The organism is Phragmitibacter flavus (genome assembly GCF_005780165.1).
GTDB classification, from domain to species: Bacteria; Verrucomicrobiota; Verrucomicrobiia; order Verrucomicrobiales; family Verrucomicrobiaceae; genus Phragmitibacter; species Phragmitibacter flavus.
The window spans coordinates 29,779-43,140 of sequence record NZ_VAUV01000015.1; the positions used below are offsets into that span (position 1 = coordinate 29,779).

13 protein-coding genes are annotated in these 13,362 nt (G+C 58.3%); 3 read left to right on the forward strand and 10 right to left on the reverse strand.

Annotated elements, in window-relative coordinates; all coding sequences use genetic code 11:
- Nucleotides 1-49 precede the first annotated feature (49 nt).
- The 7 genes from FEM03_RS18750 to FEM03_RS18780 all read right to left on the reverse strand — a co-directional run bounded on the left by FEM03_RS18750 (nt 50) and on the right by FEM03_RS18780 (nt 5,954).
- Nucleotides 50-439, reverse strand: coding sequence for a type II toxin-antitoxin system VapC family toxin (locus tag FEM03_RS18750; protein WP_138087829.1), 390 nt, complete (start codon nt 437-439; stop codon nt 50-52).
- A gap of 17 nt (nt 440-456) precedes the next feature.
- Entirely contained in the window at nt 457-744 is a 288-nt protein-coding gene (locus FEM03_RS18755) for a ribbon-helix-helix domain-containing protein (RefSeq protein ID WP_138087830.1), read from the reverse strand.
- A gap of 102 nt (nt 745-846) precedes the next feature.
- A complete protein-coding gene (gene rsgA, locus FEM03_RS18760; RefSeq protein WP_138087831.1) occupies nt 847-1,935 on the reverse strand; it encodes a ribosome small subunit-dependent GTPase A in 1,089 nt (362 codons plus the stop codon).
- A gap of 47 nt (nt 1,936-1,982) precedes the next feature.
- Entirely contained in the window at nt 1,983-3,008 is a 1,026-nt protein-coding gene (gene rtcA, locus FEM03_RS18765) for an RNA 3'-terminal phosphate cyclase (RefSeq protein WP_138087832.1), read from the reverse strand.
- A gap of 16 nt (nt 3,009-3,024) precedes the next feature.
- Complete coding sequence (locus FEM03_RS18770) at nt 3,025-4,521, reverse strand: RtcB family protein (RefSeq protein WP_138087833.1); 1,497 nt, start codon at nt 4,519-4,521, stop codon at nt 3,025-3,027.
- Complete coding sequence (locus FEM03_RS18775) at nt 4,518-5,216, reverse strand: hypothetical protein (protein ID WP_138087834.1); 699 nt, start codon at nt 5,214-5,216, stop codon at nt 4,518-4,520. Before FEM03_RS18775 ends, FEM03_RS18770 begins: the two co-directional genes overlap by 4 nt.
- Before the next feature lie 12 nt (nt 5,217-5,228).
- A complete protein-coding gene (locus FEM03_RS18780) occupies nt 5,229-5,954 on the reverse strand; it encodes a slipin family protein (RefSeq protein ID WP_138087835.1) in 726 nt (241 codons plus the stop codon).
- 463 nt (nt 5,955-6,417) lie between these two features.
- Here FEM03_RS18780 and rtcR point away from each other — a divergent pair, with 463 nt between their 5' ends.
- Nucleotides 6,418-8,043 (forward strand): RNA repair transcriptional activator RtcR, encoded by a 1,626-nt coding sequence (gene rtcR, locus FEM03_RS18785; protein ID WP_138087836.1) that lies wholly within the window; start codon nt 6,418-6,420, stop codon nt 8,041-8,043.
- Between the two features lie 70 nt (nt 8,044-8,113).
- Here the strand turns inward: rtcR and FEM03_RS18790 are convergent, their stop codons facing one another.
- Nucleotides 8,114-9,010, reverse strand: coding sequence for a LysR family transcriptional regulator (locus tag FEM03_RS18790; RefSeq protein ID WP_138087837.1), 897 nt, complete (start codon nt 9,008-9,010; stop codon nt 8,114-8,116).
- An 88-nt stretch (nt 9,011-9,098) separates the two neighbouring features.
- Here FEM03_RS18790 and FEM03_RS18795 point away from each other — a divergent pair, with 88 nt between their 5' ends.
- Nucleotides 9,099-9,779, forward strand: coding sequence for a YggS family pyridoxal phosphate-dependent enzyme (locus FEM03_RS18795; protein ID WP_138087838.1), 681 nt, complete (start codon nt 9,099-9,101; stop codon nt 9,777-9,779).
- A 272-nt stretch (nt 9,780-10,051) separates the two neighbouring features.
- Here the strand turns inward: FEM03_RS18795 and FEM03_RS18800 are convergent, their stop codons facing one another.
- The gene (locus FEM03_RS18800) at nt 10,052-11,026 is read right to left on the reverse strand and encodes a D-alanyl-D-alanine carboxypeptidase family protein (protein ID WP_138087839.1); all 975 of its coding nucleotides are present in this window, start codon (nt 11,024-11,026) and stop codon (nt 10,052-10,054) included.
- Nucleotides 11,027-11,142: 116 nt separating this feature from the next.
- Between FEM03_RS18800 and FEM03_RS18805 the strand changes: the two genes are divergently transcribed.
- Entirely contained in the window at nt 11,143-12,024 is an 882-nt protein-coding gene (locus FEM03_RS18805; protein WP_166442994.1) for a peptidylprolyl isomerase, read from the forward strand.
- A gap of 62 nt (nt 12,025-12,086) precedes the next feature.
- On the opposite strand, the gene FEM03_RS18810 is transcribed toward FEM03_RS18805, so the two are convergent.
- On the reverse strand, nt 12,087-13,289 hold the full coding sequence (locus tag FEM03_RS18810; protein WP_138087841.1) for a sialidase family protein: 1,203 nt from the start codon (nt 13,287-13,289) through the stop codon (nt 12,087-12,089).
- Nucleotides 13,290-13,362: the final 73 nt, after the last annotated feature.

Here is a 13,362-nt window from a genome sequence, read left to right on the forward strand (position 1 = left end):
CGAAGGATCACAAAGAACACAGGAATAGACTTGGGTTTTTCGGTTCGGGCTAGGAGGGGATGGGGAGGAGGTTAAGACCGAAGGGGGTGAAGCGTCGGAAATCGGTGATGTTGCGCGTGGCGAGGGGGAGGTTGAGGGAAATGGCGGTGGCGGCGATCATGCAATCGGCGTGGGAACCGCGACGACGACCGCTGCGGTGGAAAAGACGGGAGGCTTCTTCGGCTTGTTGCCAAGTGAAGTCTTCGATGCGGCGTTCGAGGATGGCAAAGACGGCGTCTTTTTGGGCTTTGCTGTGGGGGCCGTTGCAAAACTCGGACCAGGCAATGGAGGAGGTGCCAAGCTGTTTGTTTTCGCTAAGCCACTGACGGATGAGCGCGATATGGGGAGAACCAGTGGTGACCAAGTCGATCAGCAGGTTGGTATCGAGATGGATGAGCATGGCAGGCACGATCAGGGTCAGGCTTCCCACCAGTAGCGTTTGGCTCGGCGCTCGGCCTGGACTACTTCGCGGAATTCAGCGGCTTCGTTGAGAGTGAGGCCGCCGCCGTTTTGGAGCCAGTCGAGAGCTTCGAGGGGGGCGGGTTGGAGAGACTCGCGGTCGGCGGCTTCCTTCGCTTTGCGAACGGAGCGGCGGATGACTTCGGCTTTGGAGGTGCCCCAGCGCTTGGCGAGATCGGTGAGGGCGTCGAGGGTTCCGCGATCAAGAGCCATGCTGGTTCGGGTGAGATCGCTGTGGTAACTCATGTGGTAATTGTGGACCACATGAGGGCAGCGGTCAAGTTTTGGTTGAAATGGCGGATGAGAACGGACAGGATGTCCGTCGAACATACCGGCTGAAAGCCCGTGTTACTCGTGACGCTCGCGGCGGTCGAGGTGCTTTTTGTGGCGGATGTGGTAGTCGCGTTTGGTGATGCGCTCGATGGTCATCTGGCGCTTTTTGCGTTGGCGGCGCAGGGCTTCGATTTCTTCGTCGAGTTTGAGGAAACTTTCGTGGCGGGCGGGGTCGAGTTGCTTTTGTTCGACGGCGTCACGGATGGCGCAACCGGCGTCTTTGCCGTGTTTGCAGTTGTCGAAGCGACAGTTGAGGGTGAGGGCGGAGATGTCGGCGAAGCGTTCGCGCAGGGTGCGTTCGTCGGTCCACATCTGCACTTCGCGAATGCCGGGGTTGTCGACGATGATACCGCCTTTGTCGAGGATGAGGAGTTCGCGGGCGGTGGTGGTGTGGCGGCCTTTGCCGGTGACTTCGTTGACTTCGTCAGTCCATTGCCAGTCGTCGCCGAGGACGAGGTTGATCATGGCGGATTTGCCGACGCCGCTGGAGCCGATGAAGGCGACGGTCTGGCCTTTTTTGAAGTAGGGTTTGAGGGCGCGGACTCCTTTGCGTTTTTCGACGCTGGTGACGAACACTTCGGCGTCTTTGTGGAGGGCTCGGATGGCTTCGGCAGCTTCCTGGTTTTGCTTTTCGGGATAAAGGTCGGACTTGTTGACGACAACGACAGGTTTGGCTCCGCTGCGGGCGATGATGGTGAAGTAGCGCTCCATGCGGCGCAGGTTGAAGTCGGGTCCCGCATCGGTGACGACGATAACGGTGGTGACATTGGCGGCGATGACCTGTTCTTCGGCGCTGTGGCCGGCGGCTTTGCGGGAGAAGCAGGTCTGTCGGGCAAGGCGGGCGCGGATAACGTTTTCTTCGCCGAGGTCGAGGGCGACCCAGTCACCGACAGCGGGGAGGTCGGCATCGCATTCGGCGTCGTGGTAGACTTTGCCGCTCATGATGACCTCGCGTTCGTCGATCTTCTTTTTGGCGTCGATGAGCAGGGCGCCGTAGGTGATTTTGTTGTCGCGGATGAGGCGCGCGGGTTTCCAGCCGTTTTGATAATACGGGGTGAATTCCTTTTCAAAGATGTCGTTCCATCCGAGGTCGGCCAAAGTCATGCGGGGGGATGATACGGTGGTTTTGAGGAAAACCAACCAAGTTTGGCTTATGGGGCCTTACTGACTTTGATGAGGTGGTTGCCGGGGGCGATTTCGGCGGCGGTGAACTGGACGGGGAGGAATTGGGGGATGAGGGTCATGTGGGTTTGGGTGTGTTTGCTGAGGGTGAAGGTGGTGAAGGAGCCTTTACCAGCGAGCGAGAGGGGCAGGAGGAGTTGATCGGCGAGGTGGTAACCGACGGCGGCATTGGTGCCGAGAAAGTTGCGGAGGCCTTTGGCGGCGGAGATGCCGACGGCTTCGGCGCGCCGACCCATCTGCGCGACGGAGGAGGAGATTTCGGTGATGTGTTCGAATTGGGCGGCGAGGAGCAGGATGCTGCCGGGGCCGCTGCTTTGGGGTTGGTCGGTGATGGTGAACTGGTCGGCCGACCAGTTAAGGATTGCGGCGGCGGAAGTTAGTTCGCGTTCGGCAATGGAGCGGTGTAAGTGGGCATGTAAGATGGCGCCATAGGTGGTGATAAGTTCACCCCGGTCAAGTAAGTGGAGAGGTTTCCACTTTTTGAGGGGGTTGATGTTAGCGGTGATGATACCGCCTCCGGCTTGCATGAAACCGGGTTTTTCTAGATGAACGGTGGCTTTGGCACCCATGCGTTTCAGAAGGGGGAGATAACATTGGTCGATGAACTCAAACGGTGGGGCCATGGGGTTATGGGTGCCACCTTCGATGCGCAGGGCGCTTGGGGCATTCGCGTGGAGGAGCGCGGGCAGCAGGGTTTGCAGCACGAGCGTGGTGCTGCCGCCGGTGCCAATGCTGAAGTGGTAATCGCCGGACTGGAGGGTGGATGGGGTGAAGGTGAGTTCGGTGGAGCCGAGGGTGGCTCCTTCGACTTGGGCGTTGCTGATTTGTTGGGCGGCATTGACGCAGGTGAGGTGCTGGCGCATCAGACCGGGTTTGGGTCGGGAGCCCCGGATGCGGGTGATGCGAAAGGGTTGGCCAGTGATGAGGGACAGCGTGAGCGAGGAGCGTAGGAGCTGGCCGCCGCCGCTGGAGCCGTCGATGAGGATCTGTGTCATGAAGTTATTGATTGAGTTAATCGTCGGCTTCGCTGGAGTCTTTGATGACGAAGCGGGCTTTTAAGGTGGCGACCGTTTTGGCGAGGCCGGCGGATTCCACGCTGTTGAGGACTTCTTTGAAGTCTTTGTAGGCGGCGGGGGCTTCGTCTTTGGGATACTGGCGGCAGTTGGTGAGGATGTCGTAAGTGGTGAAGTCGTCGTCGACGGTTTTTTGATCGAGGGCGCGGATGGCAGCTTTGCGGCCGAGGGCACGTCCGGCTCCGTGGTTGACGCTGTAACAGGTTTTTTCGGCACCGGGTTGGGCGACCATGACGACCGATCCATCGCGTGGGTTTCCAGGGAGGAGGATCGGGTGACCGGTGTTGGCATAGATGGTGTTGGCCAGGGCATGGTGTCCGGCGGGGAAGGCGCGGGTGGCGCCTTTGCGATGGACCCAGGAAAGCTGGTTGTTTACCACTTCCTGACGGGCGATGTTATGGCTGATGAAATACACCAGTTGACCTTTCACGCCTGGCAGGACTTCCTGGAAGGCTTCGAGGACGAGGGCATTGATGAGGAGGTGGTTCACGGTGGCGAAGTTGGCACCCATGGCCATGTCATCAAGGTAGTCGTTGGCTTGAGGAGTTCCAAGAGGGGCATAGACGAGGTGTTTGTCGTTGGCAGGGAAGGGGGTGGACCATTTGGAGAAATGTTCTTCGAGGATTTTGAACTGGCGTTGCGCGAGGATGTTGCCGAATCCGCGCGATCCGCAGTGACTGAGGAAAGCGATGTGTCCGTCTTTGAGGCCGAAGGTATCGGCGGCCTGGCGCATGGTGGGGTCGTCGTGCAATTGCACGGCTTCGCACTCGCCGAAGTGGTTGCCTCCGCCGTAGGAGCCGAGCTGGCGCATTTTGGATTCGAAGTTGGGCATGCCGTTGAAGCGACGGATGTTTTCGAGGCGATCTACGAGGGTGGAGACGTTGCCATCGTGACCGAAGTGGAAGGCGTCTTCGCAGCGTTGAGCCCATTCGGGCGGAATGCCGAGGGCGTTGCAGACGTCGGCGGTTGCGCCTTGGGTGCAAACCTGGACACCGAGGTCAGCGGAGACGGCGCGCGATTTTTTGGCTTCGCGCTGACCGCGACCGGCACCGGTTGGGGTGCGTTCGACGATGGCTTCGATGAGGGCGCGGCGGACGCGTTTGTCGATGAGATCATCGTTGGGGATGTCGAGCTGGAGGAGGCTCATGGAGCATTTGATGTCGACTCCAACCGGGCCGGGATAGATGTGGGTTGGCGAGGCCATCACGCAGCCAATCGGAGCTCCGTAACCGACATGGGCGTCGGGGTTGAGGACGACGTCGGTCACGCCGGGGGCGGAGCGGGAGTTGAGCGCCTGCTGGAGGGTTTGCTGGTCGAAGGTCTGGCGGATGGCGTCGTTACCGATCACGGTGATCGGTTTGCCTTTGTTGTCGACGGCAGGAAGAAAGGCTTCGGCTTCGGCGGTGGGGTGAAGTTGGAGTTGGAGCGTGTTCATTGTGATTGGATTTGATGGGTTTTCAGAAGGGTGACAAGACGGTTTTCGGCTTGGATGATTTGAGTGGAGGTGAGGTTGAACTTTCGGTTGGGTGATCCTTTGCCGTTCCAGGCGATGTCACGCCAGATGGCGAGGACACCGGGTCCGTAGGAGATGCCGGACAGACGGGCGATGAGGCTCCAGCCATAAGTCAACAAGCTGACATCTTGTTGGGTATGGCGCGAGTTGGCGATGACGATGAGACTGCCGGGATTGATGGAGAGGCCTTGTTCGCGGCAGAGGAGTTCGAGTCTTCTGAGGCGAAGTTTGGCGGCGTGGCTTTTGTCCTGACGACCCACCGTTTTGAGAACCAGATGGGAGGCGTTGGTGATGCGGGAGCAGAATGAACAACGGCAGCTTCCTGTGGTGTTTGACTGGCTTCCTGGTTTCAGGCGAACTTCAAACGAGGTGTCTAGGTAAGTGCTGAAGAAGTTGGCAAAGTCGTCGAGTGAGGTTTCGTCGGGACGGCAGTGTTGAGGAAGGTTTTGGCGATGGGTTTGGATCCAGTCGCGGGCGGCGCGAGGCGCGTGGCTGTAGTGCTGGGCGCGTTGAGCGTGGATGAAGCCGCGGTTGACGGCCTGACCCAGCCAGCAAAGCAAGTCGTAACTTTGCTGCTGGATTTCAATGGCGTGCTGGAGTTGTTGGTGATCGAGCATTGGCGGGGAGATTCAGGTTTTCACTTTGTCGAAGCCGGAGAGCATGCCGATGTTTGGGGTGAGGTGGATGTTGGCGAGGCTGTTGGAGGAGAGGGCTTGCAGGGTTTCGAGATAGCGGAGCTGGAGGAGTTCAGGGTTGTCGCGGATGAGGCGGGCGGCGTTGGCGAGGGTGCGGAGGGTGGCGGTTTCGCTGCGGGCTTTTTCAAGGGCGGCCTGGCTTTCCTGGCGTTGCTGAAGGGCGGACATGAAGCTTTTTTTGAGGCTGGCAGGAAGCATGATGTCGCGGATTTCGGCTTGAAGGATCTGGATGCCGAAACGCTGGGTGCGGTCGGCGAGATTTTTCTGAAGCTGGGTGGCGTGATCGGCTTTCGCGGCAAGGAAGGCCTCGGCGGTGTTTTCGGACACGATCTCGCGAAGGGCGAACTGGGCTTCAGAGTAGAAAGCGGCGTAGGCATTGTCGGCGGAGCGATGGGTGGTGAGAGGATCGATGACGCGATAGGCCACCACAGAGCTGACTTTGAGCGTAACCTGATCGGCGCTGAGAAGTTCCTGACCTTGAAGGATAAGGCGTTGTTCGCGTTGATCGAAAACAGTGAGCGTGTAGCCGCTGCGGAAGAAGCGATGTTCGCCGGGGGCGAGTGGTTGTTGAAAACGGCCATGACGAAAGAGCAGGGCGCTTTGATGGTCCTGAACGATGTAGCGAATGCCGCGATGAATGGTCTGGAAGGAGATTTGCATAAGGTTGGTGTTGAGAGAGTTGAGAGTTGAAATGCTGCAGCGAGGCCTGGCACCACCTGGTGCTCAACTGCGGAAGACGGCTCTGTCGGGACTTCCGACATGGCGTTGAGCCGTCTTGCAAAGCGATTTGGCTGGCCTGTTCGCACTGGCCGAAGCCAGTGCGAACGACGGCGGCACCAGAGCGCTCGCTGCCGGGGAGTCGAACCCCGTATTTCATTACCGTATGTAGTCGCTTGATCCGATGAATGTCCGGCTGGCTGATGGCCTTGAGGGCATGTGACTGATCTGTTGACGATTAGGGATATTGCCAGAGCCGTGCCAACTCGATTTTGACGGCTCTTGCAGAGGCGCATAAGCACTTGACAATGAATTGTTTACGTGAATTAAAATATTTTTTCGCTGCGTTTTGGCTTGTTAGGAATTGGGATATTGATTATCTTGTGAGATAAGAAATTATCCTGAAATGAGTCATTCGCGGAAAACTGTCGTATTTGGAGTTGTGGGATCGGTTCTGGACCGGCACGCGGGACCTGAGAGGTGGTCGAAGTGGAGGCCGACGGTGGGGTTATGTCAGCATGAGGATTTATTGGTTGGCCGATTGGAGCTGTTTTGTGATGGTCGTTCGCGAGAGGTGGCCGAGATGGTAAAGGCGGATGTGGAGCAGGTGTCGCCGGAGACGGAGGTGCGGCTGATTGACATGCCGTTCAGGGATGCCTGGGATTTTCAGGAAGTTTATGAGAAGCTTTTTGATTGGGCGAAGGGCTATGCGTTTGATGTCGACCATGAGGATTATCTGGTTCACCTGACGACGGGGACGCATGTGACGCAGATCTGTTGGTTCTTGCTGAACGAGGCGAGGTTTGTGCCGGGTCGATTGCTACAGACTTCGCCTCCGCCTATGAAGATGGGGAGGGGGAGTTCGACAGCAGGGAGGTATGAGGTGATCGACCTCGATTTGTCACGCTATGAGCGGTTGGCGACGCGTTTTGCTAGGGAGCAGGAGGAGGCGGTGGATTTTTTGAAGAGCGGGATTCAGACGAAGAACGCGGGGTTCAATGCGCTGATGGAGCAGATTGAGCGGGTGGGTTTACGCTCGTCGCAGCCGATGTTATTGACGGGTCCGACAGGAGCAGGGAAGTCGATGCTCGCTGGGAGGATTTTTGAGTTGAGGAAGCAGAGGGCGGGCCTGGTTGGCAGATTTGTGGAGGTGAACTGTGCGACGTTGCGGGGCGATCAGGCGATGTCGGCGTTGTTTGGGCATCGGCGCGGGGCGTTTACAGGGGCGCAATCGGATCGGGCAGGACTGTTAAAGGAAGCGGACAAGGGGCTTTTGTTTTTAGATGAGATCGGGGAGTTGGGTTTGGATGAGCAGGCGATGTTGTTGCGGGCGCTGGAGGACAAAACCTTTTTGCCGCTGGGGTCGGACCGGATGGTGGGGAGTGATTTTCAGTTCATTGCGGGAACGAACAAGGATTTGAGGGCGGAGGTGGCGGGCGGGAGGTTCCGGGAGGATTTGCTGGCGAGGATCAATGTGTGGACGTTTGCACTGCCGGGGCTTGCGGAGCGCCGGGAGGACATTGAGGGGAATGTGGGTTTTGAGTTGGAAAGATTTGCGCGGGTGGAACGGCGGCAGGTGCGGTTCAACAAGGAGGCGTTGGAGATGTTTTTGCGGTTTGCGCATGGGCCGCAGGCGCTTTGGACGTCGAATTTTCGGGATTTGAATGCGGCGGTGATGCGCATGGCGACGCTGGCTCCGAGGGGTAGGATCACGACCGATTGTGTGGAAGCGGAAATGGGGAGGTTGCGTGAAGGATGGCGTCGACCCGGAAGTGAGGGGAGTTCTTTTTTGGTGGAACGAGCGTTAGGGAGCGAAGGAGCGGAGAAGGTGGATGAGTTTGATCGGGTGCAGTTGGAGCATGTGCTGCGGGTGTGTGGGGAGTCGGTGTCGCTGAGTGTGGCGGGAAGAAAGTTGTTTGCGGTCTCGCGGGAAACGAAGGCAAAAGCGAATGATGCGGATCGGCTGAAGAAATATTTGGCGAGGTTTGGACTGGATTGGGGAAAAGTGAAGAGTGAATGGATTGAGGCGTAAAAAAACCTGCATCCTCGGGCCGCGTGGGCTGGGATGCAGGTGAATGGATTTTTCGCTTTTTGCCCGCTGATTACTCGAACGACAGGACTTCTTTGTTCAGAAGGGTGTTCATGAACTCGCGCATGGCCGAGGTGGTGACTTGACCCTGCTTGCGCAGCACCGCGAGGGGGCGCTTGAACGCATAGTCTTCGAGGTGGATGGCGACAAGCTTGCCTTCAGCGATCTCCATTTCCGCAGTGCGGAGGGGAATGATGGAGATGACGTTGTCGACTTCAACGGCGCGTTTGACGGTTTCGAGGTTATCGAACTCGTGCTGGTTGGCGAGGCTGATGTTGTGCTGCCTGAAGACACGGCTGATGGATTTCCCGGTGGGGGTGTCAGCCTCGTAGGAGACGAAATTTTGATCCTGCAAGTCGGAGATAAAAACCTTCTTTTTGAGGGCGAGCGGGTGGTTGGGCGAACAGATCAGCACCATTTCGTCTTCGTCAAAAACATCGGCGATGACGCCTTTGCTGCGGGAAGGGAAGGAGACAAGACCGAGATCGGCGCGACCTTGCTGCACGTCTTCATAAACGGTATGGGAGCGACGGTATTGAACTTGAACGTCGACGTTGCTATGAGTTTCGCGGAACGAACGCAGGATGTCTGGAAGTCCGTGAAGGCCGATGCTGTAGGCGGTGCTGATGCGCAGTGGGCCGGAAACGACGTTTTTCAATTGATGAAGGCGGGGTCCAATTTGTTCGTAGGAATCAAGAATGGAGCGGGCGGCACGATCAAAGAGCTGTCCTTCGGGGGTGATGGAGAATTTTCTTCGTCCACGTTCGAAAAACACCACGCCGAACTTATCTTCGAGCGATCGGATTTGCTGGCTGACGGCACTCTGGGTGATTTTGTTCCTCAGGGCTGACTGGCTGAAGCTCTTTGTTTCGACCAAGTCACAGAATATTTTTAATGTAAGCAGCTGCATGGGGATTTTTGGGGGTGCGGGGATTCAAGCAACAACGTTCTCCCGATACGTCGATTGCATGCTATCGTTGATCGCAACGAATTAACACATGTATATCCACGAAAATTTAAAAGAAGTCCAGCTTAAAATTGCTGAAGCTGCAATGAAATCTCATCGCCTTGGGGAGGAGGTCGAGCTTTTGGTGGTGAGCAAGACTTTTGATGCGGATCGGGTGCGAGAAGTGGTGGAGGCGGGGCAGCGCTTGTTTGGGGAGAATCGGGTGCAGGAGATGCTGGCAAAGGTGCCGTTGTTGCCGGATTCGCTGAGGTGGCATTTGATCGGTCATTTGCAGTCCAACAAGGTGCGCAAGGTGCTGCCGGTGGTGGAGGCGTTGCACGGGATTGACAGCGTGGCGATTGCACGGGATGTGCAGCGGATCGCGGGGGAGTTGGGCTTGTTTCCGAAGGTGTATTTGGAGGTGAATGTGGCGGGGGAGGCGAGCAAGTTCGGGTTCACGCCGGAAGGGGTGGAGGCGGAGCTGGAGGAGTTGCTTGAGCTGGACCGGATTGAGCTGGTGGGGCTGATGTGTGTGCCGCCGGTGGGAAGGGAGGCGGAGGACAGCCGACGTTATTTTGTGAAGCTGCGCGAGTTGCGCGACCGGCTGGAGCTGAGGGGCGGGGTGAAGCTGCCGGGGTTGAGCATGGGGATGAGTGGGGATTATGCGGTTGCCGTGGAGGAAGGGGCGACGGTGGTAAGGGTTGGCAGTGCGATTTTTGGGAGGAGGGGGTAGAAGGGAGATTTTAATCGTCCTCGTTCTCCTACTCGTCCTCGACACCCGCGCACTGCCAGCAAACTGCGGAGACAAATGAAACGGCGGTTGTTACCACCACTCAGAAATTTTCACCCGTGCATGCAAACCTCCGCTGAGAGTCGAGGACGAGTAGGAGTAGGAGAACGAGGACGAGGTGGCGCGAAGACGTTTTCTTTTGGGTGGTGGCGCGGGTGTTTGAGAGGTTTTTTGTGGGGAGGAAGAGGAGGAGTAGGAGGAAGAGGAGGATTTTTTTACTGATTAAGACCCCAGCGCATGAGAGAAGCACCATCATCCCAAATGAAGGAGGTCTTGGTGCCGAGCTGGACGAGGATGACATCGCGTCCACCACGGCTGGCGGTGGAAATGAGGCAACGACCGGCGGCATTGGTATAGCCGGTTTTCATGCCGTTGCACTCGGGCATGCGGGTGAGGAGGTCGTTGGTGTTCTTGAGGGTGACGACGCGACCACTGTTGAATCGGAAGGTGTAGCTGCGGCGGCGGATGGCGTCACGAATGATGGGATTTCGATAAGCAACGGCGGCGACGCGGGCCATGTCGCGGGCGGTGGAGTATTGTCCGGAGGCGGTTAGTCCATGGGCGTTGGCAAAGGAGGAACTGGTGGCACCGAGGGCGCGGGCGCGGGCGGTCATTTTCTGGGCGAAGGCATAGGTGCTTCCGGCGTTGTCGCGGGCGAGGGTGTTGGAGAGGTCGTTGCAGCTGCGGACCAGAAAAGCGATGAGCATCTGGCGACGGGTGTAACTTTCACCTGCTCGAACGCCCATTTTGGAGGGTTCGACGGCGCAGTCGCTGGCGGCGACGCGGACGGGTTTGTCGAGGTTGCCGGCTTCGGCGACGATCAGGGCGGTGAGGATTTTTTGGGTGCTGGCGGGGCCGCGGATGGCGTCGGCATTGCGGGCGGCGAGGACTTTTCCGTTGTTGGCATCAACGAGGATGTAGGACGCCGCGCGAATGGGCGGGGCATCCGTGGCGTAGTTGGACGGGCCGGTGAAGGGTCGGTAGGGATTGGGGGTGAAAGGCGGGGCGGCGGGGGATTGGGCAGGGGGCTGAGGGGCGTAGGGGGAGGCGGGTTGGAAAAGGCCGCCGGGCTGTTGAAGATAGGAGGTGTTGCCGTAGGGAGAGGATCGCTGGGGTTTGGTCTGGGCGCACTGGGTGGTGAGCAGGGTGAGCAGGGCAAGCGGGAAAAATTTCAGCACGATGCGTTTCATGGATGAGGAAAGTGATGGGAGTGAAGCGGGATTGCGATAGCGAGCACCGGGTGGGACGTTGCGCAAATGTTGATTTTCTTTTTGCGCTGGATGACGAGGCCGGACACACTGGTGAGATGGCGCTCATCATCAACGGGGAATCGATCGACGACGAAATCATTGAGGAGGAATTTCGTCACATCAAGGGGCAGTATGAGCGGGCGCTGCAGGTGGCTTGCTGTGAGCGCGACCCGGAGTTTCGGTCGATGGCGAAGGACAATTTGAGTTCACGTTCGTTGCTACAGCAGGAGGCGCGCCGACGTTTTGCGGAAGTGGCGGATGAGGAAGTGAGTGAACGGTTGGGCAAGTTGATCGAGCAGGCGGGCGGGGAGGATGCGTTTTATGCGAACATCGGGCTGCCTTTCAAGGATGAGGCGCTGGTGCGCGACAATGTAGCGAACGGGGTGCGGATGGACAAGATGCTGCAAGCGGTTTATGAGCCGGAGCCGGAGTTTTCGGAGGAGGAGATGCGCGAATATTACGCGGCCAACGTGAAACTGTTTTTGTCGGAAGAGGAGCTGCGGGTGCTGCATGTTTCGGTGAACCTGAGTGGTGCTCAAAATCGCGCGGAGGTCTATGATCGGATGCGTGAGATTCGTCAGCAAGCGCTGGCGGGTGAGGATTTTGAGTCGTTGGGGAGGGAACACAATTCGAACCGGGATCAGTCGCCGGATCTGGGATGGTTCAAGCGCGGGGAGTTCATGGAGGAGTTTGAGGCGATCGCGTTCTCGATGAAGGAAGGGGAGATCAGTCCGGTGTTTACCACGCAGTTAGGCTTTCACCTTTGCAAGGTGGCGGAGCGGAAGGCGGCGTTGCCGAAGCCGTTTGATGAAGTGCAGGAAGTGGTGAAGGTGCGGATGCTGGAGGAGTATCGGGATGCGCGGTTCAATGAGTTTGTGGAGGAGTTGAAGAAGGCGGCGGTGATTGAGGATACGGAGCCGGAGGGGGAGGAGGTTTAAAGTCGAAGGCTCGGCTCGAGCCTAGACCCTGGGGATGGAATGAAAGGCTCGGGACGAGCCTTCTACTTTGTTTTGATGGCCGTGCGCCAGATGGTGGGCTGGTGGGGCGGGGTTTCGGTCCAGAAATGATTGAGGGTTTTGCCGAGGGGGATGGTCAGGGGATGGGAGGCGTTTGTGCCTGGGGTGCTGAGAATTTGAGGGCGGCTCCAGGTTTTGCCCTGGTCGTCGGAGGTGAAGGTTTGGATGGAGGGGCCTTGTTCGGTTTGATAAGTGGTGGAGAGTTGGAGAAGGCCGGTCTCAGTGATGGCGATGGTGGGGTGGGTGGAGGTGACGTCGGCGATTTTTTGAGTGGTGGACCAAGTTTTGCCGGCGTCGGTGGATTGGAGGTGGTAGGTGCCGGGGTTGGGGGCGGCACCGGTCCAGACGGTGGCGTGCCAGTGGTTGCCGCTGATGGCGAGGGAGCCGCCGACGTGGGGGCAGCCTTCAAAGTTCCAGTCGAACTTTCCGAGGGGTTGGGAGGGTTCCCAGGTTTTGCCACTGTCGCGGGAGATGATGAGGGCCATGTCGCGTGGGTTCTTGTCGCGATACATGACGGCGAGGGTGTTGTCGGGTCCGGCGATGATGGTGTTCCAGCAGCACTCGCAGGTTTCGGGATCAAGGGTTTGGTTGGGGGACCAAGTTTTGCCATTGTCGGTGGATTTGCTGTAGCGTAGGCCGCGTTGGTCTTTGCGATTGTCGAGCCAGACGAGGTGGAAGTGGCCGTTGCTGTCGGCGGTGATATCAATAAAACCTTCGCCGTCGGTGTTGTGATTGTCGGAGGGATTGGGTCCGGGTTGCCAGGTTTTGCCTTTGTCGGTGGAGATGGCGGTGGTCATGGGGCCGCTGCCGAAGAGTCCGGTGCCGGGGGTCATCCACACGGCGATGAGAGCGGTGTTGGAGGCGGCGATTTGGGGGTCCATGCCGCGATGGGCACCTTGCGGATGCGACTGGGTGGGATTGATGTGGACGGGAGGGGACCAGGTTTCGCCCTGGTCGGTGGAGCCTAGATAAAGGAGTTTTGGATTGGGGGAATGGGCGTCGAATTCGGCGGTGAGGAGGTGGAGGTTTTGGCCTTGAGTGGCGACGTCGATGGCGTGGGTGCCGCGGAGGGCGGGGGCTTCGCCATGACCATGACCACGATCCTTTTTGGGCGGGCTTGCTTGAAGGGAAGCCAAGCTGCAGCCGATGGCAAAGACTGCGGAGATCGAAATGGAACGGATGATCATGGTGGAAAGGCGTTGGGAAAAGAAAGGAAAGTAGAAGGGCCGTCTCGGCCCTTGCTTTGGGGGGCAAGGCTCG

What these genes read in the sequence shown, in the direction of transcription:
- FEM03_RS18750 (WP_138087829.1), bottom strand. Translation starts at nt 439, where the DNA reads ATGCTCATCCATCTCGATACCAACCTGCTGATCGACTTGGTCACCACT.
- FEM03_RS18755 (WP_138087830.1), bottom strand. Translation starts at nt 744, where the DNA reads ATGAGTTACCACAGCGATCTCACCCGAACCAGCATGGCTCTTGATCGC.
- rsgA (WP_138087831.1), bottom strand. Translation starts at nt 1,935, where the DNA reads ATGACTTTGGCCGACCTCGGATGGAACGACATCTTTGAAAAGGAATTC.
- rtcA (WP_138087832.1), bottom strand. Translation starts at nt 3,008, where the DNA reads ATGACACAGATCCTCATCGACGGCTCCAGCGGCGGCGGCCAGCTCCTA.
- FEM03_RS18770 (WP_138087833.1), bottom strand. Translation starts at nt 4,521, where the DNA reads ATGAACACGCTCCAACTCCAACTTCACCCCACCGCCGAAGCCGAAGCC.
- FEM03_RS18775 (WP_138087834.1), bottom strand. Translation starts at nt 5,216, where the DNA reads ATGCTCGATCACCAACAACTCCAGCACGCCATTGAAATCCAGCAGCAA.
- FEM03_RS18780 (WP_138087835.1), bottom strand. Translation starts at nt 5,954, where the DNA reads ATGCAAATCTCCTTCCAGACCATTCATCGCGGCATTCGCTACATCGTT.
- rtcR (WP_138087836.1), top strand. Translation starts at nt 6,418, where the DNA reads ATGAGTCATTCGCGGAAAACTGTCGTATTTGGAGTTGTGGGATCGGTT.
- FEM03_RS18790 (WP_138087837.1), bottom strand. Translation starts at nt 9,010, where the DNA reads ATGCAGCTGCTTACATTAAAAATATTCTGTGACTTGGTCGAAACAAAG.
- FEM03_RS18795 (WP_138087838.1), top strand. Translation starts at nt 9,099, where the DNA reads ATGTATATCCACGAAAATTTAAAAGAAGTCCAGCTTAAAATTGCTGAA.
- FEM03_RS18800 (WP_138087839.1), bottom strand. Translation starts at nt 11,026, where the DNA reads ATGAAACGCATCGTGCTGAAATTTTTCCCGCTTGCCCTGCTCACCCTG.
- FEM03_RS18805 (WP_166442994.1), top strand. Translation starts at nt 11,143, where the DNA reads ATGGCGCTCATCATCAACGGGGAATCGATCGACGACGAAATCATTGAG.
- FEM03_RS18810 (WP_138087841.1), bottom strand. Translation starts at nt 13,289, where the DNA reads ATGATCATCCGTTCCATTTCGATCTCCGCAGTCTTTGCCATCGGCTGC.